25 protein-coding genes, 1 tRNA gene and 4 pseudogenes are annotated in these 24,922 nt (G+C 60.4%); 17 read left to right on the top strand and 13 right to left on the bottom strand.

Features of this window, described 5'->3' with window-relative positions:
- Positions 1-55: 55 nt before the first annotated feature.
- From JHX87_RS13850 to JHX87_RS13840, 3 genes are read left to right on the top strand one after another with little or no spacing between them, the layout of a single operon-like run.
- Entirely contained in the window at positions 56-439 is a 384-nt protein-coding gene (locus JHX87_RS13850) for a hypothetical protein (protein WP_271886980.1), read from the top strand.
- Positions 439-1,365 (top strand): hypothetical protein, encoded by a 927-nt coding sequence (locus JHX87_RS13845; protein ID WP_271886979.1) that lies wholly within the window; start codon positions 439-441, stop codon positions 1,363-1,365. Before JHX87_RS13850 ends, JHX87_RS13845 begins: the two co-directional genes overlap by 1 nt.
- A gap of 31 nt (positions 1,366-1,396) precedes the next feature.
- Positions 1,397-1,693: a PAAR domain-containing protein gene (locus JHX87_RS13840; protein ID WP_271886978.1), complete on the top strand. Its 297-nt coding sequence runs from the start codon at positions 1,397-1,399 to the stop codon at positions 1,691-1,693.
- A 236-nt stretch (positions 1,694-1,929) separates the two neighbouring features.
- Here the strand turns inward: JHX87_RS13840 and JHX87_RS13835 are convergent.
- Both JHX87_RS13835 and JHX87_RS13830 read right to left on the bottom strand, forming a co-directional pair.
- Positions 1,930-2,022, bottom strand: a pseudogene (locus tag JHX87_RS13835) (IS5/IS1182 family transposase); the annotation flags it as partial.
- A gap of 53 nt (positions 2,023-2,075) precedes the next feature.
- Positions 2,076-3,290: an IS256 family transposase gene (locus tag JHX87_RS13830; protein ID WP_272833666.1), complete on the bottom strand. Its 1,215-nt coding sequence runs from the start codon at positions 3,288-3,290 to the stop codon at positions 2,076-2,078.
- Between the two features lie 141 nt (positions 3,291-3,431).
- On the opposite strand from JHX87_RS13830, the gene JHX87_RS13825 reads away from it, so the two are divergent.
- From JHX87_RS13825 to JHX87_RS13800, 6 genes and pseudogenes are all read left to right on the top strand, one after another.
- Positions 3,432-4,364: an IS5 family transposase gene (locus JHX87_RS13825; protein ID WP_271886989.1), complete on the top strand. Its 933-nt coding sequence runs from the start codon at positions 3,432-3,434 to the stop codon at positions 4,362-4,364.
- Between the two features lie 54 nt (positions 4,365-4,418).
- Positions 4,419-4,799: pseudogene (locus JHX87_RS13820) on the top strand (major capsid protein); the annotation flags it as partial.
- Between the two features lie 6 nt (positions 4,800-4,805).
- On the top strand, positions 4,806-5,120 hold the full coding sequence (locus tag JHX87_RS13815) for a head-tail joining protein (protein WP_271886974.1): 315 nt from the start codon (positions 4,806-4,808) through the stop codon (positions 5,118-5,120).
- Complete coding sequence (locus JHX87_RS13810; protein ID WP_271886975.1) at positions 5,117-5,749, top strand: DUF6441 family protein; 633 nt, start codon at positions 5,117-5,119, stop codon at positions 5,747-5,749. Before JHX87_RS13815 ends, JHX87_RS13810 begins: the two co-directional genes overlap by 4 nt.
- A gap of 146 nt (positions 5,750-5,895) precedes the next feature.
- Positions 5,896-6,249 (top strand): DUF262 domain-containing protein, encoded by a 354-nt coding sequence (locus JHX87_RS13805; protein ID WP_271886976.1) that lies wholly within the window; start codon positions 5,896-5,898, stop codon positions 6,247-6,249.
- Entirely contained in the window at positions 6,249-7,328 is a 1,080-nt protein-coding gene (locus JHX87_RS13800; RefSeq protein ID WP_334220974.1) for a GmrSD restriction endonuclease domain-containing protein, read from the top strand. Before JHX87_RS13805 ends, JHX87_RS13800 begins: the two co-directional genes overlap by 1 nt.
- Before the next feature lie 4 nt (positions 7,329-7,332).
- On the opposite strand, the gene JHX87_RS13795 is transcribed toward JHX87_RS13800, so the two are convergent.
- Positions 7,333-8,522, bottom strand: a protein-coding gene (locus JHX87_RS13795) for an IS3 family transposase (protein WP_140849566.1) whose coding sequence is annotated in 2 segments (ribosomal slippage) — positions 7,333-8,270 and positions 8,270-8,522 — 1,191 coding nt in all. Because the reading frame shifts where the segments join, the coding sequence is not laid out codon by codon here.
- 36 nt (positions 8,523-8,558) lie between these two features.
- Here JHX87_RS13795 and JHX87_RS18530 point away from each other — a divergent pair.
- Both JHX87_RS18530 and JHX87_RS13790 read left to right on the top strand, forming a co-directional pair.
- Positions 8,559-8,894, top strand: coding sequence for an HNH endonuclease family protein (locus tag JHX87_RS18530; RefSeq protein ID WP_377776079.1), 336 nt, complete (start codon positions 8,559-8,561; stop codon positions 8,892-8,894).
- Between the two features lie 110 nt (positions 8,895-9,004).
- Positions 9,005-9,172: pseudogene (locus JHX87_RS13790) on the top strand (acyl-CoA transferase); the annotation flags it as partial.
- 7 nt (positions 9,173-9,179) lie between these two features.
- Here the strand turns inward: JHX87_RS13790 and JHX87_RS13785 are convergent.
- From JHX87_RS13785 to JHX87_RS13740, 10 genes and pseudogenes are all read right to left on the bottom strand, one after another.
- Positions 9,180-10,143: pseudogene (locus tag JHX87_RS13785) on the bottom strand (IS630 family transposase).
- 214 nt (positions 10,144-10,357) lie between these two features.
- Positions 10,358-10,543 (bottom strand): hypothetical protein, encoded by a 186-nt coding sequence (locus JHX87_RS13780; protein ID WP_271884290.1) that lies wholly within the window; start codon positions 10,541-10,543, stop codon positions 10,358-10,360.
- Positions 10,544-10,606: 63 nt separating this feature from the next.
- The gene (gene ptsN, locus JHX87_RS13775) at positions 10,607-11,071 is read right to left on the bottom strand and encodes a PTS IIA-like nitrogen regulatory protein PtsN (RefSeq protein WP_271884289.1); all 465 of its coding nucleotides are present in this window, start codon (positions 11,069-11,071) and stop codon (positions 10,607-10,609) included.
- A gap of 74 nt (positions 11,072-11,145) precedes the next feature.
- Entirely contained in the window at positions 11,146-11,730 is a 585-nt protein-coding gene (hpf, locus tag JHX87_RS13770) for a ribosome hibernation-promoting factor, HPF/YfiA family (RefSeq protein ID WP_271884288.1), read from the bottom strand.
- Between the two features lie 180 nt (positions 11,731-11,910).
- Positions 11,911-12,651, bottom strand: a complete 741-nt coding sequence (gene lptB / locus JHX87_RS13765; RefSeq protein ID WP_271884287.1) for an LPS export ABC transporter ATP-binding protein — start codon at positions 12,649-12,651, stop codon at positions 11,911-11,913.
- Positions 12,651-13,127: a lipopolysaccharide transport periplasmic protein LptA gene (gene lptA, locus JHX87_RS13760; RefSeq protein ID WP_271884286.1), complete on the bottom strand. Its 477-nt coding sequence runs from the start codon at positions 13,125-13,127 to the stop codon at positions 12,651-12,653. Before lptA ends, lptB begins: the two co-directional genes overlap by 1 nt.
- A 35-nt stretch (positions 13,128-13,162) precedes the next feature.
- The gene (locus JHX87_RS13755) at positions 13,163-13,741 is read right to left on the bottom strand and encodes a hypothetical protein (RefSeq protein WP_271884285.1); all 579 of its coding nucleotides are present in this window, start codon (positions 13,739-13,741) and stop codon (positions 13,163-13,165) included.
- A 3-nt stretch (positions 13,742-13,744) separates the two neighbouring features.
- Positions 13,745-14,689 (bottom strand): KpsF/GutQ family sugar-phosphate isomerase, encoded by a 945-nt coding sequence (locus JHX87_RS13750; protein WP_271884284.1) that lies wholly within the window; start codon positions 14,687-14,689, stop codon positions 13,745-13,747.
- Positions 14,690-14,698: 9 nt separating this feature from the next.
- Positions 14,699-15,313, bottom strand: coding sequence for a ribonuclease D (locus tag JHX87_RS13745; protein ID WP_271884283.1), 615 nt, complete (start codon positions 15,311-15,313; stop codon positions 14,699-14,701).
- A 201-nt stretch (positions 15,314-15,514) separates the two neighbouring features.
- A tRNA-Leu gene (locus JHX87_RS13740) sits at positions 15,515-15,599 on the bottom strand.
- Between the two features lie 251 nt (positions 15,600-15,850).
- Between JHX87_RS13740 and JHX87_RS13735 the strand changes: the two genes are divergently transcribed.
- The 6 genes from JHX87_RS13735 to gltB all read left to right on the top strand — a co-directional run bounded on the left by JHX87_RS13735 (position 15,851) and on the right by gltB (position 24,862).
- Positions 15,851-16,834, top strand: a complete 984-nt coding sequence (locus JHX87_RS13735) for a complex I NDUFA9 subunit family protein (RefSeq protein WP_271884282.1) — start codon at positions 15,851-15,853, stop codon at positions 16,832-16,834.
- Positions 16,835-17,638 carry an undecaprenyl-diphosphate phosphatase gene (locus JHX87_RS13730; protein ID WP_271884281.1) on the top strand — a complete coding sequence of 268 codons (804 nt, stop codon included), beginning with the start codon at positions 16,835-16,837 and terminating at the stop codon, positions 17,636-17,638.
- 151 nt (positions 17,639-17,789) lie between these two features.
- Positions 17,790-19,274, top strand: a complete 1,485-nt coding sequence (locus JHX87_RS13725; protein ID WP_271884280.1) for an NAD(P)-dependent oxidoreductase — start codon at positions 17,790-17,792, stop codon at positions 19,272-19,274.
- Positions 19,275-19,286: 12 nt separating this feature from the next.
- Positions 19,287-20,051, top strand: coding sequence for a hypothetical protein (locus JHX87_RS13720; RefSeq protein ID WP_271884279.1), 765 nt, complete (start codon positions 19,287-19,289; stop codon positions 20,049-20,051).
- Entirely contained in the window at positions 20,038-20,304 is a 267-nt protein-coding gene (locus JHX87_RS13715; RefSeq protein ID WP_334220881.1) for a DUF1272 domain-containing protein, read from the top strand. The genes JHX87_RS13720 and JHX87_RS13715 overlap by 14 nt, the downstream gene beginning before the upstream one ends.
- Positions 20,305-20,314: 10 nt before the next feature.
- Positions 20,315-24,862: a glutamate synthase large subunit gene (gene gltB / locus JHX87_RS13710; RefSeq protein WP_271884278.1), complete on the top strand. Its 4,548-nt coding sequence runs from the start codon at positions 20,315-20,317 to the stop codon at positions 24,860-24,862.
- Positions 24,863-24,922: the final 60 nt, after the last annotated feature.

The raw sequence follows: 24,922 nt of genomic DNA, 5'->3' as shown, positions 1-24,922 counted from the left end.
CTTTGCGTTAATTGCGGGGTGGGCAATATTCTCACTCCAGTCCGAGGAGAGAGATATGTCTGTCACCGAAATCACTGTAAAGTTCAGGGGCGTGGATTGTACAGCCCTCCTGATATTTTCTGATCCTAATACACCACAAGATGTGGTTCCCAGAGTGTTTGAGATCGGCGCTGAAGATACTCCGGCCATCATTGTCTCGAAAAGTGGTCGATATAACTTTCGTTTTATAAATTTGGACAAGGGTCCAGATGTGCGGATGTATTTTCAACAGCGCACTTACGGCAGTTTTTTAGTGGGTGATTTTCCTATTCCCACACCTGACGACTATCCGCGCGTTGATTACGACTTTGTTGCAATATCAGCGACTCCAAGCTGTGATCCAGATTATGGGCATATTAATGAAATAGAAATATTTGATGCTATTAGCGGAGCAGGTTAATGAAATTCACCCTGCATGAACGCGCCTTTCACCCTGATGAGAACTTTGGCTTGGGAGGATTTTGGTTTGATGGTGATAGTAGAGGTTTTTCTTTTCTTCCGAGAGGTAGGGTAACATCTCGTGTTGGCGTTCTGATGAACATAGATGCAAAAGAGAGCGATATAGAAGCTCCCAGTGCTTACTCCGATCCAAGCACATCTCCGTTGGGTGGATATTTTTCGGTGCATGAAAAATATGAGCAGGAGGGGACGAGGCCTCAAGCGGTGTACCTCTCAAAATCAATATCAAGATATACTCCTGACAGTATACAGAACATCTCCCTTGTGATGCATTCCTGGGGAAAAAACCATGCTGCTCGCCCAACTCAGGATTATGTTCGAGATGACGGGGCAAGTAAGTTGGAGCCCGTGATTCCCAATCTTGATATAACCCTAAATTTTACAATGAGAATTGACCTTCACCGCAAGAAAATTCTCATTGAATCAACCTTGAGAGGCGACGGATTCCCCAATAGTGAGGTCTTTATACGGGATAGTGCGGATACACCAATAATGCTGAATACGCATCATAGAATAGGTGTTGCTGCAGGACAGTTGTTTGGAAACCACAATCATATGCTGGCTTCGACCGAGATAGAAATTGACTGTGACGAGTCTGCTAATTTTGTTGGTCCGATCAAAGCAATGAGAAGCGTGAACTTTATGCCATACGACTACGATCTTCTCGGGGTTGCCGGCACGACAGATTTTGACATCCCGGGTTGGAATAATCTACACATTTCAAGAGATCCTTCCGTCAAGAATATGCTCGGCATGGATTCGGACAATGGTGCGGTTCATGAGTTTCCCTATACGGGCAGGCACTCAGTAGATGAAATTTTTGACGAAGTATCGATGGAGGATCTATCGAACTGGGATTACAAATAAAAATCACCTGCCTAATCGTTGGATTTAAATCATGCCGTCAGTTTCTCGCAAAACGGATTTGGGTGCAGGCCATGACAGATGCGCGGGCACCCCTGCGATATCTGGCAGTCCAGATGTCGAATTGAATGGCCTGCCGGCGCTGCGTTTAGGCGACAGATTGGAGCCGCATAGTTGCTCGAAGCATAAGCCGCATGAACGCACTGTCGCGGAAGGGTCCTCAACCGTTTTCGTTAATGGCAGATCACTCGTTAGGATTGGTGACGCGATAGATTGTGGTGGTGAAATGGCGCAGGGTTCGCCTAATGTATTTGCTGACGATAACTATTGAAGATGTCAGACTGCAAGTACGTTTTGACTTCGTAGCAAGATGCCGATTGGGCAACTGCGACATCACAGTTATGTTTCATGGATGATCTTCAAGCGCGGAAGGGTGCTTTATCATGAACAAGAGGTTCTTGATGAATTTGACGAGGTGCAAAACGAATATCGCGACCTGGCGCTGTTTCTGTGCGCGGATCGAAATCAGTAGAACAGGTATTGTTAGGCTCCAGACTCGTTCTTTTTTCATAGCCCAAACAAGATGGTTGCGGCGAGAGCGATGGCTGAGAAGAAGGTCTCCGGGCATCTGTCGTAACGGGTTGCGACCCTCCTCCAGGGGTGTGTCTGAAACTCTGTGTATCTGATGTGGCCCATGCGGTTTTCAGATACGTTCAGGCGTCGAAGCGCCCTGCGAACATTATGGCCAGCTGATTGCGGGCCGCAACCCATTCCCGGACCGCGCGGCCGCCCTTTTCGAAGTTGCGGATGGCGAGGAAGATCAGCTTCGTTGCGGCCTCCTCGGTTGGGAACGAGCCCTTGGTCTTCAGCGTTTTCCGCAGCACGCGGTTCAGCGATTCCACCGCATTCGTGGTGTAGATGATCTTCCGGATCGCCGCGCTGAAGGCGTAGAGCGGGGTCACTTCCGCCCATGCCCGGCGCCAGGCCGGGGCGATGGATGGGTATTTCCCGGCCCATTTCTCCTCGAAGGCACCCAGTTGGCGGGCGGCCTGCTCAGCGGTGGGGGCCTCGTAAATCGGGCGCAGGTCGGCCGCCACGGCCTTGCGGTCCTTCCAGCTGCAGAAGTTCATCGAATGCCGGATCAGGTGAACGATGCAGGTCTGGACCGTGGTCTCGGGGAAGGCCGCAGTGATGGCCTCGGGGAAGCCCTTCAGCCCGTCCACGACCGCGATCAGGATGTCCTGAACGCCCCGGTTGCGCAGCTCATTCATCACCGACAGCCAGAACTTCGCGCCCTCGTTGTCGGCGATCCAGAGCCCCAGAACCTCGCGATCCCCTTCCCGGGTGACGCCCAAGGCGATGTAAACGGCCTTGTTTTTGACCATCCGGCTGTCAGCATCGCGGATCTTCACGCGCAGGGCATCGAAAATGACGATCGGATACATCCGGTCCAGCGCCCGGTGCTGCCACTCGCGGACCTCGTCCAGCACGGCATCCGTGACGCGGCTGATCAGGTCGGGCGAAACCCGCAGGCCGTAAAGATCTTCCAGGTGGGCCTGGATGTCCCGAACCGACAGCCCAGCAGCGTAAAGCCCGATGATCTTGTCATCCACCCCATCGATCCGGGTCTGGCCCTTCTTCACCAGCTCGGGCTCGAAGCTGCCCTCCCGGTCTCGCGGCACCGAAAGCGGCACCTCGCCGTCCGAGCCCTTCACCCTCTTCGTCGCGATCCCGTTCCGGCGGTTGGTCTGCTCAGCCGGCGGCTCCGCACCAGCCTCATAGCCCAGATGTGCCGTCAACTCGGCCCCGAGCATCCGCTCCATCAGCCGGATCTTCAGTTCCTTCATCAGCCCGGCGTCGCCCAGCAGATCCTCAGGCCGCTTGCAGCCTTTCAGCAGCTCGTCCAGCAGTTCGTTCGAAATCGTCATGGTCCTTGCTCCTCTCAGGAAGCATGGACCCAATCAGCCATCCACAGAAGACCGGACACTCTCCTCCTCCAGTCGGCGTTGTTGCAGAACTCATCAGCTTCCGGGATTCACGGCGTGAATCCGGTGGGTTAAGAGCCTGCCATGAGCAAGCCCGAACCTGCCCGGTACCGTACGACCAACTGGAAATCCTATAACGACGCGCTGAAGCGGCGCGGATCGCTGCTCGTCTGGCTAGACCGGGACATGGACTGGCTTGCGCCGAAGGCAGGCAAGCCCGGACGTCCGCCGGTCTTCTCCGACGCCGCCATCCAGTTCTGCCTGATGATCAAGGTGCTCTTCGGCCTGCCGCTTCGGCAAACGACCGGAATGGTCGCCAGCATCCTCAAGGTGGCTGGTCTGGACTGGCCGGTCCTGGACTTCTCCACGCTCAGCCGCCGCCAGAAGACAATCGCGGTCCAGCTTTCGTCGCGCCGGGCTCCGGGCCCTCTGAACCTGCTGGTGGACAGCACCGGGATCAAGTTCCTGGGCGACGGAGAGTGGCTGGCGAGGAAGCATGGCACCCACCGCCGCCGCCAGTACCGCAAGGTCCATCTGGCGATGGACACGGCGACCGGCGACATCAGGGCGGTGGAATTCACCTCTAGCCGCGAGGGCGACAGCCCCGTGCTCCCTGATCTTCTGGACCAGATCCCGGAAGACGAGGAAATCGGCACCGTTACCGGTGATGGCGCCTTCGACACTCGTCGTTGCCATTCGGCGATCCTCGCGCGCGGTGGCACAGGGATCATTCCCATCCGCAGAAACGGCCGCCTCTGGAAGGAAGATTGCCCCGCCGCCTTGGCCCGCAACGACATCCTGAGGGCAACCCGGCGCCTCGGCCGGACGATCTGGAAAAGGTGGTCCGGCTATCATGTCCGCAGCCGGGTCGAGGCCCGGATGAGGAACCTGAAATCCTTCGGCGAGCGGATCGCCTCGAGGGACCCCGACCGCCAGACAGCCGAAATCCACATCCGCATCGCTCTCATCAACCGCTTCAACGCCCTCGGCACCGCCGAGATCGAACGCGTGGCCTGAACTCAGCTGGGGAAAGGGCAATCATGTCCTGAAGCCGACTTCTGCAACAATGCCCATCCGAAGACAGAGGAAGCGTATAAGTTCTATGCCGCGACCGGCGCCCAGCCGCTCCGGCAGGATGTCCGGCGCAACTTCCCCTTCGCGGGCATCCTCTTCGAGGAATATGCGGGCGCGGTGACGCTGTCCTCGAAAGCCAGCGAGCGGCTGGTTCCCGCGAACGAGGGCATCGCGTTCCCGACCGGCACCATGGACACCTTCACCACCTATGGCGGTCCGGCCAACCTGCTGGAAACCGCCAATACCATCGGGTTGCCACTCTATGCCCGTCAGCATCTCGATCCCAAGGGCCGCTGGATCGATCTAATGACCGAGGCTTCGATCCCGCCGGTGAACAAGCGCCCGCGTCTGGCGATCCGGCTGCACAGTTCGAACTGACCGGCCATGAATGCCTTCAGCGCCGCCATGGACCGCATCTTTGGCCATCCCGACATGTCGGTATCTGCTGTCTGGATCGCCGGAGGCACATCGGAGGAACGGCCGATCCGCCTTATCCGCCGCACGCCGGACCGGATCACCGAGTACGGATCGGCGCGGATCCTGTCCGAGACCCTCAGCGCCGATATCCGGGTCAGCGATCTCCCCGATCCCCGGCCGGGCGATCTGATCGTCATCGGCACAGAGAGCTTTGCCGTCCAGGGCGAACCGATCCGCGACCGCGACCGGCTGATCTGGACGGTGGAACTGGTCCCGGCATGAGGCTGAAGCTGGATATCGATCCCGACCTCGTCGCCATGATGCAGGCCGAGATCACGGCGGGCGAAAAGGCCGTGACCGGCGCGATGCGCGAGGCAGGCGCGGGCCTCAAGACTGCATGGCGCGGGCAGATCACCGGGGCGGGGCTCGGGCGCAGGCTGGCAAACTCAATCCGCAACACCACCTATCCCAAGGCGGGCGACAGCCTGAACGCCACCGCGCTGGTCTGGTCCAAGGCCCGGGTGATCATCGGCGCCCATAATTCCGGGCCGCTGATCCGGTCCCGCGACGGCTTCTGGCTGGCGATCCCAACGGAAGCCGCCGGAAAATCCCTGCGCGGCGGGCGGATCACCCCCGGCGAATGGGAAAGACGGACAGGGCTGCGGCTCCGCTTCGTCTATCGCAGGCGCGGGCCGAGCCTGCTGGTCGCCGAGGGTCGGCTGAACACCAAGGGCAGCGCGGTGGCGTCCAGATCGAAGACCGGGCGCAGGCGGGCCACCGTGCCGATCTTCCTGCTGGTGCCCCAGATCAGGCTGCCCAGGCGGCTGGATCTGGCAAGGGATGCGGAACGGGCGGCGGATGCGGTGCCGGGACGGATCGCGGCGAAATGGGTGGAGGGGCGTTCAGCCTGACTCGACTGCTACTGTTAAGAACGGTGTTAGTTGCAGCATTGCGAAACTTCGCTTCGACATCCATTATCGCCAAGTGTAGGCAGCAGCTGGTTTGATCAGCGCGCTAGGCGAGGCCTTTACTGGCCTTTTCGAAGTTTGAATTAGTATTGGGGAATAGCATTGACGAAAAAATATCTGGCTCAGAATATCCGCTTGCTAAGATATTTAGTTCAGATTTCGAGTTTATAATACCACGATATCAACGCCCGTATGCTTGGGAGATCGACCAAGCACAGAACCTTTTTCAAGATCTAAAGGACTTTTCTCAAGCTGCTCCAGATGAGGGATACTTTCTCGGCAGCGTTGTTTTGATCAAAAATGACGATGCGCCGAAGGCGGAGGTGATCGATGGTCAACAACGCCTGACGACACTGACAATTTTGCTCGCTGTTCTAGTCGACTTCCTGGCGGGCGAAACCGAGGAGGACATCGAGCAAAAAAGAACCTCAAAACATATGTAATCGAGCCCGGCAACAAATGGGAAGGGCTAGAGGCGAAACCGCGCCTCACACTTCGCGAACGTGATAATGAGTTCTTTCGCAAATATGTTCAAGAGTGGCGCCTAGATGATCTTGGCCGCTTGGATGGCTCTGGACTCGATAATGACGCTCAAAGGAATATCCAAGCGAACACAGCCTATTTTCGAACCGCGGTAGAGGATGCGTTTACCGATGACGAAGATGCGCTCGTAAAATTCATTCAGTTCATTCTTGGTCGCTGCTATCTCGTGGCTGTGTCAACACCAAATAGGGAATCTGCGCTCCGGGTCTTTTCAGTTATGAACAGTCGTGGTATGGAGCTTCAGCCAACCGATATTATAAAGGCCGATATTATCGGGACCGTTCCAGCCGCTGATAAAAACAAGATAAGCGATGAATGGGAAAAAATGGAAGTCGATCTCGGCCGGGATGGCTTCAACGATTTGTTCTCACATATTCGTATGATCTATGCCAAAGAGAAGGCGCGAAAATCCTTACTAGAAGAATTTCGTCAACACGTATTGGGTAAAAACCCCGATCCAAGAAAGTTCGTCAAAGATATACTCAAACCTTATGCTAGCGCATTCAACATGATCCGTACAGGATCATACGTGGCTGAAGAACGTTCGACAGAGGTCAACGAGCTCCTGACTTGGCTTAACAGACTTGATTTCTCGGATTGGGTTCCACCTGCCATAGCCTTTATGTCGCGTTGGAAGGACGATCCTGCAGAAATACTCGCCTTCTTCCAGCGCTTAGAACGTCTGTCAGCCTATATGCTTGCGTGTAGAGTTAATGTGAATGACAGGATCGAAGCCTTCGCGGAGGTCCTCAAGGAAATTGAGGACGGCGAATGTGCCGCCAACATAACCTACCTGGAACTTGATCAAGATGAAATCAATGAGTTCGTGGATGTGCTTGACGGAAACGTTTACCAACTCATGCCACGCAGGCGCAGCTACATCATGCTACGCCTCGACTCTTTCTTAGTCGACAGGGGCGCTATCTACGACCCGAAGATTCTGACGATCGAGCATGTACTGCCGCTGACCTGCCCCTGAACTTTCATCCAGCCGCGACCGGAGCCCGGTTAGTGTTTACGCCAATTGGCGCAGGTTGAGCAATCGCCCGACGCGCGGAGCTTTCATCTCGCGCAGCGGGGCGGGCGATTGCGGCGGTCAGGGTCCGCGCGTAGTCAGCCGGGGTCTGGTAGTCCAAGGCCGAGTGCGGGCGTTCGGTGTTGTAGTCGGCAGCCCAGGCGGCGATCACGATACGGGCATGGGCCAGGTTGCGGAACATGGTCTCGTTGAGCAGCTCGTCCCGCATCCGCCCGTTGAAACTTTCCACAAATCCGTTCTGCATCGGCTTGCCCGGGGCGATGTAATGCCACTCAATGTCGCGATCGGCGGCAAAGGTTAAGATCGCGTTACTGGTCAGTTCGGTGCCGTTGTCAGAGACGATCATCCCGGGCTTTCCGCGGCGTTCGATCAGGGCGGCCAGTTCTCGCGCCACGCGCCGCCCCGAGATTGAGGTGTCCGGGATCGCCGCCAAACATTCCCGGGTCACGTCATCGACGATGTTCAGCACCCGGAATCTTCGCCCGCAATCGAACTGGTCATGGACGAAATCCAGCGACCAGCGTGCATTGGGCCGCGCCTCGACCAGGATAGGGGCCCGTGTTCCGACCGCCTTGCGCCGCGCCTTCCGCTTGCGCACCGTCAGCCCTTCTTCGCGGTAGAGCCGATAGATCCGATTGATCCCCGAGGGCTCGCCCTCGCGGCGCAGCAATACGAACAAGCGCCGGTAACCGAACCGCCGGCGCTCGTTGGCCAAGTCCCGCAACCGACCGCGTAACGCCGTATCCGGCGCGCGTCGGGATCGATAGCGGATCATCGTTCGATCCGCGCCGACGATGTGACAGGCCCGCCGTTCCGAGAGGCCATGCTCGGCCCGAAGATACGCAACGGCTTCACGCTTCACGGCGGGCCCTACCACTTTTTTGCAACCAGGTCCTTCATCGCCGCCAGATCCAGCATCTGCTCGGCCAGCAGCTTCTTCAGCTTGGCGTTCTCATCCTCGAGCCCCTTCAGCCGCTTCGCCTCCGACACCGTCATGCCGCCAAACTTGGCCTTCCAGTTGTAGAAGGTGCCTTCCGACATGCCGTGCTTCCGGCACAGGTCAGCGCACTTCGCGCCTGCCTCATGCTCTGCCAGGATGCCGATGATCTGTTCGTCCGTGAATCTCGTTCGCTTCATTGTCCGTCCTCAAGTTGGGCCGGACTCTAATCGCATCTGGAGGAAAAATCCCGGGGCAGGTCACCGCAGACCGTTAATGAAAATAGTGAATGGGCCGAACTATGGCCGGATGAAGATATACGTGCCCTATGGGTGCATAAGATCGGCAACCTCCTGCCACTGAACAAGCGCCGAAACTCGCTTGCTCAGAACTATCCTTTCAAGAAGAAATGTAATGCCTATTTTGCGGGCCGAGAAAATGTATCGTCCTATGGTCTGACAACGCAGGTGCTAGGCGAAGATGAGTGGACGCCGATGGTCGTGAAGAAGCGCCAGAAAAATCTCCTGAAGATAATGAAAGATAGTTGGAGGTTGCACGAATCGACACTTTGAGATCGTCAAAAGTATTCAGTATGGTCCTTGCGGAAGCCTAGATACTTGAAGCCGCATCAATTGGCTCGGGCCAATGTTGCGGTTTGATGCGCAACAGTGGAGCCCCATACATGACAACCTTGCGCGAAACTGTCGTTACTGCCCTGCGCACTCGGCTATCGGCGCTACCAGCGACCACCCTACGCGGCGACGTCCTGCCCGAACGCGTGCCGCCAGAGGGTCTGCTGATCCTGCGCGATGGCGAACCGGGCGAGCCGGAAGTCACGCTGTCGCCGCTAGAGCGTTTCAGCCTTTAGCGGAAGCATACCCGGCGTTTTGGAAGTCGTTTTCGCATTCTTCGGGTGTGAAACGGCCCATGATGGTACCGACGGTCCTCCAGAGTGTGTCGCGTGTTCTTGCACCAGCGTCTCGCATCCAGTGTTTGAGCTTGGAGAAGGCCTGCTCGATAGGGTTCAGATCCGGGCTGTAGGGCGGCAGAAACAATAGATGTGCTCGGGCAGCGCGAATGGCCTGGCGGACAGCCTGGCTTTGTGGCTGCCGAGGTTGTCCATCACGACGATGTCGCCAGCATTGAGCGTCGGGACCAGCCCGCGCTCGACACAGGTGCGGAAGATGTCGCCGTTCACGGGGCCGTCAAGCACCCATGGTGCGTCGATCCTGTCGTGGCGCAAGGCCGCGATGAAGGTTGAGGTAGTCCAGTGACCGAAAGGAGCTGCACCCGGCAGCCGCTCACCCTTCGGCCCCCAGCCCCGGAGCGGGGCCATGTTGGTCTTGACCCAGGTCTCGTCGATGAAGACCAGCCGGGCGGGATCAATCCTGCCCTGATGCCGCTGCCACCGGCGGATATTTCTCGTCTCGCGGCGGCGCTTTACATCCGGGCGTTCGCGCTCATCCGCGACCAGCGTCTTTTGTTGAAACTGAACCCGCAGTTGCGCAGAAACCGCCACACGGTGTCATGGCTGACCGACACGCCGCGGTCTGCCAGAAGGCCCTGCAGACCGGCGAGGGTCACATGGGGACAGCGGAGCACCTGCTCAAGGAGCCAGTCCCGGTGCGGTTCAAGAAGAGGGCGACGATACCCGCCCATCTTCGCCGGACTGACCGAACCGGTCCGTCGCGCCCGGTCTGTCCACTTCACCACACTTGAGGGCGCAACCCCGAACCGCGCGGCAACACTGCGGCAACTTTCGCCAGACTGCATCGCAGTCACCGCACGCTCTCTGAGGTCATTCGAAAAGGCTCTCGTCATCCATGCTGGCCTCCCTCTCCAGTAGGGATTCTGAATCATATGAGAACCCAATGGGGAATCCCCTTTCGATTCCGTCAAAAACTGACAAGCTCTAAATACCTCCCGGCTCTGACAGCAAAGCGCGGCCTGCCCAACGGCGGCCGCGCTTACCTGTTTTCAAAAGCATGATCTGTGGCGCGGCGATCTGCCGCGCCCACCCGTGGCAAGGATACGGTCAGGTTTCGTAGCCGCGCTCGATCCGGGTGTATTCGGACAGTTTGCGCCCGTCTGCAGGCCTGTCCTTGGGACGAGAGCGCAGCGCGGCGATATAAGGATGGACGCCGGATTCGCGCTCTTGCCGGGTAAATTCACGCAAGCGCGCATTGCCCGCGTGAACTTGCTCTAGGTCGTGTTTCTTCATATCAGGCCCTCCCCTAGGTCCTACGGAGACAATATAGGGCCGAATCGGACCAAAGCAAAATACTCAGGCGGCTTTGATGCCCTGAGCGGCGGACAAGACGGCGTGAAGGGCCGTCGGATCGTCATTTGCGCGCAGTTTGCTTCTTAAATCAGCATCCCGCAGCGTCCGCGACACCAGCGCCAGCGCCTTGAGATGATCGACGCCGCTGCTTTCGGGCGCCAGAAGGGCAAAGATCAGGTCGACCGGCTGGCGGTCCACAGCGTCGAAATCCAGCGGCTTTTCCAGCCGGATGAACAGGCCCACGACCTGATCCAGCCCGTGCAGCCGGGCATGCGGCAGCGCCACCCCCTGGCCAACCCCGGTCGGCCCCAGGCTTTCCCGCTCTTGCAGCGCATCCAGAACCTCAGAGGCATTCAGCCCGTATTCGGACTGGGCCAGCTCGGACAATTCCTGAAACAGTCGCTTTTTCGAGGTCACCTGCGCCAAAGAACGCACGGCGCCCGGCTTTAGGATTTCGCTTAGATGCATTATTGTGTCTTTCCCAAGCTGTTCGCCCCCGCACAAGGACGGGGGCGTCTCAGTTTTCAGGCGTTACACACGGCTTATTGCACCGTTCCGGTGCCGCGCGGGTCGATCCAGCCGACATTGCCATCATCACGACGATGGACAACATTCACGCCGCCATGTTTTTCATTGCGGAACACCAGCAGCGGCGTTCCAGCCAGCTCCATCTGCATAACGGCATCGCCGACCGACAGCGTCGGCACGCGCGCCTCCATTTCGGCGATGATGATCGGCTCCAGACTGCCGTCCTTGGCCTCCCATTCATCATCTTCAGCGGCAAGCACATACATGTCAGCCGCCCCGAATTCAACAGGCTCCGACCTGTCCTTCTGATGGTCCTTCAACCGCCGCTTGTAGCGGCGCAATTGCTTGTCCATCTTTTCCCTGCACGCGTCGAAAGCAGCGTAAATCTCGGTCGCGTGGGCGCGTGCCTGAACCGTCAGACCGGTGGACAGGTGCACAACGGCGTCACACAAATACTCATGCGCGTCCTTTGAAAAGGTAACCGCCGCATCGGTCGGACGCTGAGAATATTTCCCCAACGTTTCGCCCAACTCGTCCTTGACATGCGCGGTCAGAGCTTCGCCGACGTCAATTTGTTTTCCGCTGATCGTGTAGCGCATCGAATTTCCTCTCCGGTTGCCCGTTCCCACATGCGCCGACCCGTTCAAAGGCCGGCCTGCGGCGGAAACGGGAATGACGGGGCGCGGATGAACACGCCCTTGGTCCAATTTGGTGACAGTCGAAGCAATCTGTCAACGGGGCGCATATCGTCTTGCACGAAATTGAAACCGGCTTTCGCGTCAGACCATCTGAAAGCTGTCGCCCAGATAGACCTCGCGCACGCGCTGGTCGGCGATGATTTCCTGGGTCGATCCGGACATCAGCACATGGCCGTCATGCAGGATATAGGCGCGATCCACGATCCCCAATGTTTCCCGCACGTTATGATCGGTGATCAGCACCCCGATCCCCCGCGTCTTCAGATCCTGAACCAGTTCGCGGATCTCGCCCACGGCAATGGGATCGACGCCGGCGAAGGGCTCATCCAGCAGCAGGAAACTGGGGCCAGAGGCAAGACATCGCGCAATCTCGACCCGGCGGCGTTCACCGCCTGACAGCGCCAGCGCGGGGGCGTTGCGCAGATGGCCGATCGAAAATTCGCCCAGCAATTCCTCTAACCGGTCGCGGCGGTGGTGCTGATCCTTTTCGACGACCTCCAGCACCGACATGATGTTCTGCTCGACCGTCAGACCGCGAAAGATCGACATTTCCTGCGGAAGATAGCCGATTCCCATGCGCGCGCGGCGGAACATGGGCAGGCGGGTGGCGTCCTGACCGTCGATCAGCACCTGCCCGGAATCGGGCTGGACCAGCCCGGCAATGCAATAGAAGCAGGTCGTCTTGCCCGATCCGTTCGGCCCCAGCAGGGCGACGACCTCTCCGCGCGACAGTTGCATCGAGACGTCGCGGATCACCGGCCTGTTCTTATAGGCCTTGCGCAACTGGCTGACGACCAGCCCGCCTGACGCTGCCCGTGCCATCAATTCGCCCCCGATTGCAGGATCGAGCGCACGCGCCCCTGGACCTGCGCCGTGCCGGTTTCCAGATTGACCGTCATGTTATTGCCCGTCAGCACGTTCTGGCCCTGCGTCAGCACAACCTGGCCGGTCATGGTGACATTGCCGGTTTCCACGTCATAAACCGCCTCGGCAGCTTCTGCGGCGTCGGGGCCGGAAACCAATGTCACATTCCCGCGAGCATGCAGCGACCGGATGCGATTCTGCCCGCCCTCGGAATATTCGACGGTGACGGTATCGGCGGCCAGCCGCATCTCTCCCTGACCGATCACCACATTGCCGGTGAATGTGGCGCTGCCATCGGATTGATTGACAGACAGGTTATCTGCCGCGACCTCGACCGGCTGAGAGGTATCCGCCTTCACCCCGCCAAAGGTGATATTCTGCGCCAAGGCCGGAGCAGCCGCAAGAAACAGGACGGTCAGCAGGGGGCGCATCATCCGATGGTCCTTCCGTTGGGTAAAACTGATTAAAGTCAAGGACGGTATATCAGACGAACGCCGCCAGAAAAGTTCAAGATTGCGCCGCCATCTGGCTCGGCGCTTTGCCCGTCGGGTTTCAACTGCATCTGCCGGGCGGTGATCTCGCCAAAGGGCGCGCTGGCCTGAACCCCGTTCTCCGCGGCGATAAGCGAACGGTCGGTGGCGGCGTCGATCTGATCGGCATCGACCCGCCAGCCCGAGGAGGTCGTCATCCGGACGCCGCCCCGCAGCTGAATCAGATCGCCCGTGACCCCGGCATCCGGCGCGACCAGATCGGCCTGCAACCCGTCGGGCCGCTGCCAATCCAGCCGCAGGTTCTGCCCGGATTCACCCGCGCCCAGTTCGACCTGACTGGCCTCAAGCCGGATCTGCGCGCCATCGTCGGTCACGCCCGAATATTGCGGCGCGACGATACGCGGGTCGCGGGCCATGGCTTCGGCATCCACACTGGCATAGGGGATCTGAGATTCCCGTTCCGATTCGCGCGAAAACAGAAACAGCGTCGACAGCAGCGCCAGCGCCAGCAGCGGCAGCAGCACCCTCAGCCAACGGACGATGCGCGTGCGGTTCATGGATCAGGCCACGCCGGCGCGCAGGCAGTCATGGATATGCAGAATGCCGCGCGGCTGATCGCCCTCGACCGAGAAGAGGCAGGTGATCTTGCGCGACTGCATCTCGGCCAGCGCGGCCTCTGCCAGCGCCTCTGGCTCGATGGTGCGGGGATTGGCGGTCATCACCTCATCCGCGCGGTGATCCAGCAGCCCCTGCATATGACGGCGCAAGTCGCCATCCGTGATGATCCCGACCAGCCGCCCGTCCTCATCCGTCACGCCGGTCACGCCATAGCCTTTCTGGCTGATGACCAGCAAGGCGTCGGTCATTGGCGTATCGCGGCGCACCAGCGGCATATCGGCATGCATCAGATCGCCCACCTTGGCCAGCCGCGCCCCCAGCTTGCCGCCCGGGTGAAAGGTGCGGAAATGTTCGGGGGTGAATTCGCGATGCTCCATCAGCGCAATGGCCAGCGCATCGCCCAGTGCCAGCGTCATCGTGGTGGAAGAGGTCGGCACGATCCCGGTGCCGCAGGCCTCGGGCGCGGCGGGCAGGACCAGCGCCACATCGGCCTGCCGCAGCAGGGTCGATTCGGGGCGCGCCGCCACACCGATCAGCGGGATGTTGAAGCGACGGGTATGGGCGATCAGATCGGCCAGTTCCGGCGTTTCGCCGCTATTGGACAACATCAGAACGGCATCGGCCTGCGTGACCATGCCCAGATCGCCATGACTGGCCTCGGCCGGGTGCACGAATTGCGCGGGCGTCCCGGTCGAGGCGAATGTCGCCGCGATCTTGCGCGCGATATGCCCGGATTTCCCCATGCCCGACACGACGATCCGCCCCTGCGCCTGCAGGATCACGTCAATCGCCTGACGAAATTCGGGGCCAAGCCCCTGCGCCAGCATCTCCAGCGCCTCTGCCTCGGTCCGGATCACACGGCGGGCGGTATCAAGATATCCGTTCATGCCGCCAACCTAGTGATGGAAGATGTCGTTTTCATCCCCCCAGCCCAGCAGATCCAGATGGGCGCGGGCCGGCAGGAAATCGAAACAGGCCTGAGCCAGCCCCATACGGTTTTCACGACGCAGGCGCGTTTCCAGCGCCTCTTTCAGCTTGTGCAGGTGCAACACGTCCGATGCGGCATATTCCAGCTGCGCATCGCTGAGGTCCGCCGCGCCCCAGTCGCTGGTCTGCTGCTGCTTGCTGACATCGACGCCGACCAGCTCATTCAGCAGGTATTTCAGCCCGTGCCGGTCGGTATAGGTCCGCACCAGCTTGGAGGCGATCTTGGTGCACCAGACGGGCGAGGTGACGACGCCAAAGGTATTCTCCAGCGCCGCGATATCGAAGCGTCCGAAATGGAACAGCTTCGTGACCTTCGGATCGGTCAGCATCTTTGTCAGATTGGGCGCCTCGGTCTGGCCGCGTTCGATCTGGACCAGATGCGCATCGCCATCGCCTGCCGACATCTGCACCAGACACAGCCGGTCGCGGCGCGGATCCAGCCCCATGGTTTCCGTATCGATCGCCACCAGCGTGCCGAGATCCAGATCCTCGGGAAGATCGTTCTGATAAAGATGTATGCTCATCGCGCCTTGTCCATCTGCTGTGCCGTGCGCCTCTATCACGAAAATGCGGGGGATTTTCCAGAAAAAAACCTGCAAGAGGCGGGAGGGGTTTCCCCCGACGTCACGGCAGCGGGGATTTCCGGCGACGGCGCTGTCAGCAAGGCTCGTTGCCGCATAAGCAAAACCCCCGAAGAAGCACAGTTCTTCGGGGGTTTTGTTTTATGGTGCCCAGGAGAGGACTCGAACCTCCACGCCTTGCGGCACACGGACCTGAACCGTGCGCGTCTACCAATTCCGCCACCTGGGCAGGTGGTGTGAGCGGGGTCTCTAAAGGCAGTCGCGGGGGCCGTCAATGGGGTTCGATAAAAAAGTTTCAGGAAGTTTGCGGGCGGCCCGATTTTCTGCCGGGGCGGGTGGTTGCAAGCGCCAGCAGACAGGCCCGAAAGCGCGGGCGAAAGGCACGGCTTTTCGCGCCCAAATGCTTGCACGTCTTGCCGCGCCCCGCGCGCTTGGGTAATGATCGCAACCGAAACGCGGCGCGAAGGAGGCTTAGGGTCCATGTCGAAACTTGTCACGATCTTTGGCGGATCTGGCTTCCTTGGCCGTCAGGTCGCCCGCATCATGGCCCAGGAAGGCTGGCGCGTCCGCGTCGCCGTTCGCCGCCCCGATGAGGCATTGTTCACCCGCACCTATGGCGCTGTCGGTCAGGTCGTGCCGGTGCTGTGCAACCTGCGTGACGAGGCCTCGGTCCGCGCGGCGATGACGGATGCGGATGCGGTGGTGAACTGCGTCAATATCCTGCACCCCGAAGGCAAAAGCAATTTCGAGAATATCTTTGTCGAGGGCGCCGGACATGTCGCGCGCATCTCTGCGGAACTGGGTGTGGCGCAGGTCGTGCATATCTCGGGCCTTGCGGTCGATGCGGATTCCGACAGCCCCTATATCTCGGCCAAGGCGCGCGGCGAAGAGGCGGTGCTGGAACAGCGCCCTGACGCGATCATCCTGCGCCCCTCGGTGATGTTCGGTCCGGGCGATCAGTTCTACAATCGCTTTGCAGGCATGGCTGCGGCCAGTCCGGTCATGCCGATCATCGGCGCCAGGACGAGGCTGCAGCCGGTATTCGTCAATGACGTCGCCAAGGCCGCGGCCATGGGCGCCGCAGGCAAGGTTGCCCCCGGCATCTACGAGCTTGGCGGCCCCGATATCATGACCATGCGAGAGATCGCCGCGCAGACGCTGCAGGAAACCGATCGCCGTCGCCTGGTGATCTCGATGCCCTTCTGGGCGGCGCGTCTGGGCTCGACCATCCTTGGCATCGTTCAGTTCGTGACCTTCGGCATCGTCAAGAACCCGCTGCCGCGTGACCAGTTGGTGCTGTTGTCGCAGGACAATCTGGTCAGCGAGGGCGCCAAGAGCTTTGCCGATCTGGGGATCCAGCCGCTGGCCGCCGAGGCCGTGCTGGAACAATATCTGTGGCCCTATCGCCCCTCTGGCCAGTATGAGGCCATCAAACGCTCGGCCAAGAACCTGCGTCCGCTGTAAATGGAACATAATACAATCGTTGCCGCGCTCCTCGGTATCGTCGAGGGGCTGACCGAGTTCATTCCTGTTTCCTCAACCGGCCATGTGCTGCTGGCAGGGCATTTCCTGGGCTTCAACTCGCCCGGGCGCGCCTTCGAGGTCGTGATTCAGCTGGGCGCGGTGCTGGCCGTGCTGGGGATCTATTCCCGGCGGCTTTACCAGATCTTCACCTCGGCCCCGCATGATCCGAAATCGCGGCATTTCATCGCCGCGGTACTGATCGCCTTTGCCCCCGCCGTGGTGATCGGCGTCATGGCGCACGGCTTTATCAAGACGGTCCTGTTCGAAACGCCGATGCTCATTGCGGTCAACCTGATCCTGGGCGGGATCGTGCTGCTCTTTGTGGATCGCTGGGCCAAGAACCCGCGCTATACCGAGGTCGAGGATTTCCCGCTGTCCATGGCGCTAAAAATCGGCCTGATCCAGTGCATCGCGATGATCCCCGGCGTATCGCGTTCGGGCGCGACGATCGTGGGCGGGCTGTTGCTGGGGGCCAGCAAGCGCTCGGCGGCGGAATTTTCCTTCTTTCTGGCGATGCCGACCATGCTGGGCGCCTTTGCCTATGACCTGATGAAGAACTGGGACGTTCTGAACTCTGCCGCGCTTGGCAATATCGTCATCGGCTTTGTCATGGCCTTCCTCAGCGCGCTTGTCGTGGTACGCTGGCTGCTGGGCTATGTCTCCAGCCACGGATATGCGCTTTTCGCCTGGTGGCGAATCATCGTCGGCGGCCTTGCTATGCTGGCTCTTCTAGCAGGTATGTAAACAAGGTTGACCTATTTTTCGGCCTTCTGGCGGAAATTTTCTGCCGAGCCGGCCAGAATACCGCATATAGGTCAGTCTTGCTGACTTTTCATCCCGGGCGCCGTAGCTTATGCAGGCTGCGGAAGGTCCCGAAATGGAAGGTTGCGCAGCAATGGCCACGCAGAAGATGCTGAAATTCGTCTCTATCCCGCGCGAAATGCCGCAGAAACGCGAGGCGGCGGAACGCAGCGAGGACTTCCACGAGATTTACAGGGAATTCGCAGCGGCCAAGGCCGCCGAACAGGCCGCGCGATGCAGCCAATGCGGCGTGCCCTATTGCCAGTCGCATTGTCCCCTGCACAACAATATCCCCGACTGGCTGCGCCTGACCGCCGAAGGACGGCTTCAAGAGGCCTATCACCTCAGCCAGGCCACCAACACCTTCCCGGAAATCTGCGGTCGCATCTGCCCGCAGGATCGCCTGTGTGAAGGCAATTGCGTGATCGAACAGTCGGGCCATGGCACCGTCACCATCGGCGCCATCGAGAAATACATCACCGATACCGCATGGGAGGAAGGCTGGGTTCTGGCCGCCCGCCCGGAACAAGAGCGTTCCGAAAGCATCGGCATCATCGGCGCGGGTCCGGGCGGTCTGGCTGCGGCCGACATGCTGCGGCGCGAAGGCTTTCAGGTCACGATCTATGACCGATATGACCGCGCGGGCGGGCTGATGACCTATGGCATCCCCGGCTTCAAGCTGGAGAAGGACGTGGTCATGCGCCGCAACAAGCTGCTGGAGGATAGCGGCGTCGATTTCGTGCTGAACTGCAATGTCGGCGAGGATATCAGCTTTGATGCCATTCGCGGCAAGCATGATGCGGTGCTGATCGCCACCGGTGTCTACAAGACCCGCGATCTGGACATCGACAACGCAAATGCAGGCGGCGTCGTGCGCGCCATCGACTACCTGACCGCCAGCAACAAGGTCGATTTCGGCGATGAGGTGCCCGATTACGAGGATGGAGAGTTGAACGCCAATGGCAAGCGCGTCGTCGTGATCGGCGGCGGCGATACCGCCATGGATTGCGTCCGCACCGCCATTCGTCAGGGCGCGCAATCGGTGAAATGCCTCTATCGCCGCGACCGCGCGAATATGCCCGGTTCGCAGCGCGAGGTTCAGAATGCCGAGGAAGAGGGCGTCGAATTCGTCTGGCTTTCAGCGCCCGGCGCCTTTACCGGCCATGTCACCGGCATCGCTGCCGAGGCGGAAGAGGCTGACGTCGCGGGCCTGCCGCAGATCGCCAGCGTCCGCATCCAGAAAATGCGCCTGGGCGCGCCCGACGTGTCGGGCCGCCAGTCGCCGGAACTGATCGAGGGCGCGGATTACGACGAACCGGCCGAACTGGTCATCAAGGCGCTTGGGTTCGAGCCCGAGGATCTGCCGAAACTCTGGGGCGTGGACGGGCTGGAAGTGACCCGCTGGGGCACGGTCAAGGCCGATTTCCAGACGCATCAGACCTCGATCCCCGGGGTTTACGCGGTGGGCGATATCGTGCGCGGGGCCAGCCTTGTGGTCTGGGCAATCCGCGATGGGCGCGAGGCCGCCGAATCCATTGCCAATTTCCTCAACAGCGACGCCCGCGTCGCGGCCGAATAAGGGAAACCGGCCATGCAACACGCAAAGACAGGCGCAAGGGCTGTGGCCCGGTCGCGGCAGGCGGACAGGGCCGCCGCGCTGTGGCTGGGCGCCGCGGTGAGCGCCGCCGCGATACTGATCCCGCAGATCGGGCAGGCCGGCAATTTCGACCCGCCGCAGGGCTGCACCCTGACCGTGACCGTGCAGAATCGCGGCTGCACCGTCAGCCAGTTCTATCGCTGCGACAAGGATAATCCGGGCGATCAGCGCACCGCGATCTTTGACCAGGACGGGCTGAGCTATGAATCGCTGATCGATGCCGAAACCCGCTGGCTTGAAAGCTTCAGCTACCGCACCCGCATTCAGGACCGCCTGATCGAACAGGCCCGCGACCATGCCAGCTTCAGCACCCTGCTGGAAACCGGACGCGACGATTTCGACTTCTGGACCGAATCGAACACGGGCGAACGGCTGCACCGCGTCGGTCAGGACAAGCTGACCGGCAAGAAGGTAGTGATCGACGGGGTTGAACTGGAAGAGACTCGCTTTGAACTGACCACCTATAATTCCGCCGGCGATGTGCTGATCAAGCGCAGCGGCCAGCAATATATCAGCCGCGAGTTGGGCCGCTTTCTGGGCGGCACCGAATCCGGCTCCGACTGGACCGGCCGTCAGAGCGAATCGAATGACAGCCCGGTCCTGTTCAGCTTTCCCGATGAGGACGGCTATGGCGAAACAACTCCGCAATTCGACTGCGACCAGATGATGACGCAGTTGAAAGGTCATGGCGATGCTTGAGATGCGACCCGGCTGCGAATGCTGCGACATTGATCTGCCGCCTGACGCGGATGCACGCATCTGTTCCTTTGAATGCACTTTTTGCCCTGCTTGCGCAGAGGCGCTGCCAGATGGACGTTGCCCGAATTGCGGGGGCGAATTGACGGCCCGCCCGAAGCGCGCAGCAGAAAAACTGATCACTGCCCCGGCCTCTGCTCGCCGGGTCTTTGCCCCCGATTGCCAAGGCAAGCTACGCCTTGCCTCCAGCCGATAAGGAGACCGCGATGAGCGTGTTTGACGAAAACTGGGTCTCTGCCGAGGAAGCCCGCCGCAATTTCATGGCCGAGCACAGCCTGTATCGGCAGGACGACGAACATTCCTCTTGCGGGGTCGGCTTTGTGGTCGATATCGGCGGCAAGCCCAGCCGCAAGGTCGTACAGAACGGGATCGATGCGCTGAAGGCGATCTGGCATCGCGGTGCTGTCGATGCCGATGGCAAGACCGGCGATGGCGCGGGCATCCATGTGCAGATCCCGGTGCCCTTCTTCTATGATCAGGTCCGCCGCACCGGGCACGAACCCGACAAGGACAAGCTGATCGCCGTCGGTCAGGTGTTTCTACCCCGCACCAATTTCGCCCAGCAGGAAACCTGCCGCACCATCGTGGAATCCGAGGTTCTGCGGATGGGTCACTACATCTATGGCTGGCGCCACGTGCCGGTGAACACCGCCGTTCTGGGCGAAAAGGCCAATGCCACCCGCCCCGAGATCGAACAGATCCTGATCCGCTGCGAAAAGGACATCGATCACGTCCAGTTCGAGCGTGAATTGTACATCATCCGCCGCCGCATCGAAAAAGCCGCGCTGGCCGCGCAGATCACGCAGCTTTACTTCTGTTCGCTGTCCTGCCGCAGCATCATCTATAAGGGCATGATGCTGGCCGAACAGGTGGCCGAATTCTATCCCGACCTGAAGGATGAGCGGTTCGAATCCACCTTCGCGCTGTATCACCAGCGTTATTCCACCAATACCTTCCCGCAATGGTGGCTGGCCCAGCCTTTCCGCATGCTGGCCCATAACGGTGAAATCAACACGCTGAAAGGCAATGTGAACTGGCTGAAAAGCCACGAGATCCGCATGGCCAGCAGCGCCTTTGGCGAAATGGCCGAGGATATCAAGCCGATCGTGCCCGGAGGGTCTTCGGATTCGGCGGCGCTGGATGCGGTGTTCGAGGTGATGGTCCGCTCGGGCCGCTCGGCGCCGATGACCAAGACCATGCTGGTGCCCGAAAGCTGGTCCAAGGCCACCACCGACATGCCCAAGGCCTGGGCCGACATGTATGCCTATTGCAATGCCGTGATGGAGCCTTGGGACGGTCCCGCCGCGCTGGCCATGACCGATGGTCGTTGGGTCTGCGGCGGTCTGGATCGCAACGGGCTGCGTCCCATGCGCTATGTCGTGACCGGGGATAACCTGCTGATCGCGGGATCCGAGGTCGGGATGGTGCCGGTCAATGAACATGACGTGCGCGAAAAGGGCGCGCTTGGCCCGGGCCAGATGATCGCCGTCGATATGTGGGACGCCAAGCTGTACCACGATGCCGAGATCAAGGACCGTTTGGCCGCCAGCCAGCCCTTTGGCGAATGGATCGAAAAGGTCGTCGATCTGAACGCGATGATGCGCGATCTGCCCGAACAGCCGCGCTTTGCGGGCGAGGATCTGCGCCGTCGCCAGACCTCGGCCGGCTACACGCTGGAGGATCTGGAGCATATCCTGTCGCCCATGGCCGAGGATGGCAAGGAATCCATCGCCTCGATGGGGGATGACACGCCGCCCGCGGTGCTGTCGAACCAGTATCGCCCGATGAGCCATTTCTTCCGCCAGAACTTCAGCCAGGTCACCAACCCGCCCATCGACAGCCTGCGCGAAACGCGGGTGATGTCGCTGAAGACGCGTTTCGGCAACCTCAAGAACGTGCTGGATGAAAGCAGCGCCCAGACCGAGATCCTGATCCTTGAAAGCCCCTTCGTCGCGACCGGCGAATTTGCGGAAATGGTCAAGATGTTCGGCGAGGCGGTCACCCGCATCGACTGCACCTTCCCCGTCGGCGGCGGGACCGAGGCGCTGGCCGAAGGTCTGGCCCGCATCCGGGCCGAGGCCGAGGATGCCGTGCGTTCCGGCGCGGGCCATCTGGTGCTGACCGATGAGGGGCAAGGCCCCGACCGCGTCGCGATGCCGATGATCCTTGCCACCAGCGCGGTCCATAGCTGGCTGACGCGCAAGGGCCTGCGCACCTTCTGTTCGCTGAACATCCGCAGCGCGGAATGCATCGACCCGCATTATTTTGCCGTGCTGATCGGCTGCGGCGCGACCACGGTGAACCCCTATCTGGCGCAGGATTCGATCAATGACCGGATCGAGCGCGGCCTGCTGTCGGGCAGCCTGATCGACAATATGCGCCGCTATCGCGATGCCATCGATGCCGGTCTGCTGAAGATCATGGCCAAGATGGGGATCTCGGTCCTGTCCTCTTATCGGGGCGGGCTGAATTTCGAGGCCGTGGGCCTTTCGCGCGCCATGGTCAACGAATATTTCCCCGGCATGCATTCGCGCATCAGCGGCATCGGCCTGCACGGTCTGCAGGCCAAGGTCGAGGATCTGCACCGCAAGGCCCATGCCGGCGACAATATCGAATTGCTGCCGGTGGGCGGCTTCTACAAGCTGCGTCGCAGTGGCGAAAAGCACGCCTGGGAAGCCAGCACCATGAAGATGCTGCAGCTGGCCTGCGACAAGGCGTCCTATGATCTGTGGAAGCAATACAGCAAGACGATGCGGGCCAATCCGCCGATCCATATCCGCGATCTGCTGGACATGAAGCCGCTGGGCAAGCCGGTCCCGATCGAGGAAGTCGAAAGCATCACCAGCATCCGCAAGCGTTTCGTGACCCCCGGCATGAGCCTTGGCGCCCTGTCGCCCGAGGCGCATATGACGCTGAACATCGCCATGAACCGCATCGGCGCGAAATCCGACAGCGGCGAAGGCGGCGAGGATCCGGCGCATTCCCAGCCCCTGCCCAATGGCGACAACCCTTGCGCCAAGGTCAAGCAGGTCGCGTCGGGCCGCTTCGGCGTCACCGCCGAATATCTGAACGCCTGTGAAGAGCTAGAGATCAAGGTCGCCCAGGGTGCCAAGCCCGGCGAGGGCGGGCAGTTGCCCGGCATGAAGGTGACGGCGCTGATCGCGCGGCTGCGCCATTCGACCCCCGGCGTGACGCTGATCAGCCCGCCGCCGCATCACGACATCTATTCGATCGAGGATCTGGCGCAGCTGATCTATGACCTGAAACAGATCAATCCGCGCGCCAAGATCACCGTGAAGCTGGTGGCTTCCTCGGGCGTCGGTACGATTGCTGCGGGCGTGGCCAAGGCCAAGGCGGATGTGATCCTGATCTCGGGCCATAACGGTGGCACCGGCGCAAGCCCGGCGACCAGCATCAAATTCGCGGGTCTGCCCTGGGAAATGGGCCTGACCGAGGCGCATCAGGTGCTGGCCATGAACCGGCTGCGCGACCGGGTGACCCTGCGCACCGATGGCGGGTTGCGCACCGGCCGCGATATCGTCATGGCCGCGATGATGGGGGCCGAGGAATACGGCATCGGCACCGCCGCGCTGATCGCCATGGGCTGCATCATGGTGCGTCAGTGCCAGTCGAACACCTGCCCCGTGGGCGTCTGCACGCAGGATGAAAAGCTGCGCGCGATGTTCACCGGCAGCGCCGACAAGGTGGTGAACCTGATCACCTTCTACGCCCAGGAAGTGCGCGAGATCCTGGCCAGCATCGGCGCCCGTAGCCTGGACGAGGTTATCGGCCGCGCCGATCTGCTGACCCAGGTCAGCCGGGGCGCTGCCAATCTGGACGATCTGGACCTGAACCCGCTGCTGATCACCGTCGATGGCTGGGACAAGATCGTCTATGACCGCAGCAAGCCACGCAATGCCGTGCTGGACACGCTGGACGCCGAAATCGTCAAGGATGCGGCCCGCTTCTTTGAAGAGGGCGAGAAGATGCAGCTCTCCTATGCCGTGCGCAATACGCAGCGGACGGTCGGGACGCGTACCTCAAGCATGATCGTTCAGAAATTCGGCATGCGGAACAAGCTGCAGCCCGATCACCTGACGATCCGCCTGACCGGCAGCGCGGGGCAATCGCTGGGCGCCTTCGCCGCGCCGGGCCTGAAGCTGGAGGTCAGCGGCGATGCCAATGACTATGTCGGCAAGGGCCTGTCCGGCGGCACCATCGTGGTGCGCCCGCCTATGGCCAGCCCGCTGGTCGCCGTCGATAACACCATCATCGGCAATACCGTGCTATATGGTGCGACCGATGGCTATCTCTTCGCCGCCGGCCGCGCAGGAGAGCGTTTCGCGGTCCGCAACAGCGGCGCCAAGGTCGTGATCGAAGGCTGCGGCAGCAATGGCTGCGAATATATGACCGGTGGTGTCGCGGTGATCCTTGGCCGCATCGGCGCAAACTTCGGAGCGGGCATGACGGGCGGCATGGCCTATCTCTATGACCCGGAAGGGCTGGCGCGCGATTACATCAATCCCGAAAGCCTTGTCACCGTTCCGGTAACGCAGCCGCATTGGGAAGAACAGCTGAAATCGCTGGTCGAGCGTCATCTGAAGGAAACGGGCTCTCGCCGTGCCGAAGAGATCCTGCAGGACTGGGAGACCGAGAAGGACAACTTCCTGCAGGTCTGCCCGAAAGAGATGCTGCCCTTGCTGAAACATCCGATCATGGATGTCGACAGCAGCGCCGCGGTTCCGGCGGAGTAGATCCGACCGGTCCGATATCGGATCGCATAGCGTAAAGAAACCGGGGGCATCACCCCCGGT

It is taken from the genome of Paracoccus fistulariae (assembly GCF_028553785.1).
GTDB lineage: Bacteria > Pseudomonadota > Alphaproteobacteria > Rhodobacterales > Rhodobacteraceae > Paracoccus > Paracoccus fistulariae.
Note: the sequence above shows the minus strand (reverse complement) of the source record. Positions and strands in the feature narration are given on the sequence as shown.

What these genes read in the sequence shown, in the direction of transcription:
- JHX87_RS13810 (WP_271886975.1), top strand. Translation starts at nt 5,117, where the DNA reads ATGAGGCTGAAGCTGGATATCGATCCCGACCTCGTCGCCATGATGCAG.
- JHX87_RS13755 (WP_271884285.1), bottom strand. Translation starts at nt 13,741, where the DNA reads ATGAACCGCACGCGCATCGTCCGTTGGCTGAGGGTGCTGCTGCCGCTG.
- JHX87_RS13730 (WP_271884281.1), top strand. Translation starts at nt 16,835, where the DNA reads ATGGAACATAATACAATCGTTGCCGCGCTCCTCGGTATCGTCGAGGGG.
- JHX87_RS13825 (WP_271886989.1), top strand. Translation starts at nt 3,432, where the DNA reads ATGAGCAAGCCCGAACCTGCCCGGTACCGTACGACCAACTGGAAATCC.
- JHX87_RS13850 (WP_271886980.1), top strand. Translation starts at nt 56, where the DNA reads ATGTCTGTCACCGAAATCACTGTAAAGTTCAGGGGCGTGGATTGTACA.
- JHX87_RS13745 (WP_271884283.1), bottom strand. Translation starts at nt 15,313, where the DNA reads ATGAGCATACATCTTTATCAGAACGATCTTCCCGAGGATCTGGATCTC.
- hpf (WP_271884288.1), bottom strand. Translation starts at nt 11,730, where the DNA reads ATGCGCTACACGATCAGCGGAAAACAAATTGACGTCGGCGAAGCTCTG.
- lptB (WP_271884287.1), bottom strand. Translation starts at nt 12,651, where the DNA reads ATGGCACGGGCAGCGTCAGGCGGGCTGGTCGTCAGCCAGTTGCGCAAG.
- JHX87_RS13845 (WP_271886979.1), top strand. Translation starts at nt 439, where the DNA reads ATGAAATTCACCCTGCATGAACGCGCCTTTCACCCTGATGAGAACTTT.
- JHX87_RS13830 (WP_272833666.1), bottom strand. Translation starts at nt 3,290, where the DNA reads ATGACGATTTCGAACGAACTGCTGGACGAGCTGCTGAAAGGCTGCAAG.
- JHX87_RS13715 (WP_334220881.1), top strand. Translation starts at nt 20,038, where the DNA reads ATGGCGATGCTTGAGATGCGACCCGGCTGCGAATGCTGCGACATTGAT.
- JHX87_RS13725 (WP_271884280.1), top strand. Translation starts at nt 17,790, where the DNA reads ATGGCCACGCAGAAGATGCTGAAATTCGTCTCTATCCCGCGCGAAATG.
- lptA (WP_271884286.1), bottom strand. Translation starts at nt 13,127, where the DNA reads ATGATGCGCCCCCTGCTGACCGTCCTGTTTCTTGCGGCTGCTCCGGCC.
- gltB (WP_271884278.1), top strand. Translation starts at nt 20,315, where the DNA reads ATGAGCGTGTTTGACGAAAACTGGGTCTCTGCCGAGGAAGCCCGCCGC.
- JHX87_RS13840 (WP_271886978.1), top strand. Translation starts at nt 1,397, where the DNA reads ATGCCGTCAGTTTCTCGCAAAACGGATTTGGGTGCAGGCCATGACAGA.
- JHX87_RS13735 (WP_271884282.1), top strand. Translation starts at nt 15,851, where the DNA reads ATGTCGAAACTTGTCACGATCTTTGGCGGATCTGGCTTCCTTGGCCGT.
- JHX87_RS13780 (WP_271884290.1), bottom strand. Translation starts at nt 10,543, where the DNA reads ATGAAGAAACACGACCTAGAGCAAGTTCACGCGGGCAATGCGCGCTTG.
- JHX87_RS13750 (WP_271884284.1), bottom strand. Translation starts at nt 14,689, where the DNA reads ATGAACGGATATCTTGATACCGCCCGCCGTGTGATCCGGACCGAGGCA.
- ptsN (WP_271884289.1), bottom strand. Translation starts at nt 11,071, where the DNA reads ATGCATCTAAGCGAAATCCTAAAGCCGGGCGCCGTGCGTTCTTTGGCG.
- JHX87_RS13720 (WP_271884279.1), top strand. Translation starts at nt 19,287, where the DNA reads ATGCAACACGCAAAGACAGGCGCAAGGGCTGTGGCCCGGTCGCGGCAG.
- JHX87_RS13815 (WP_271886974.1), top strand. Translation starts at nt 4,806, where the DNA reads ATGAATGCCTTCAGCGCCGCCATGGACCGCATCTTTGGCCATCCCGAC.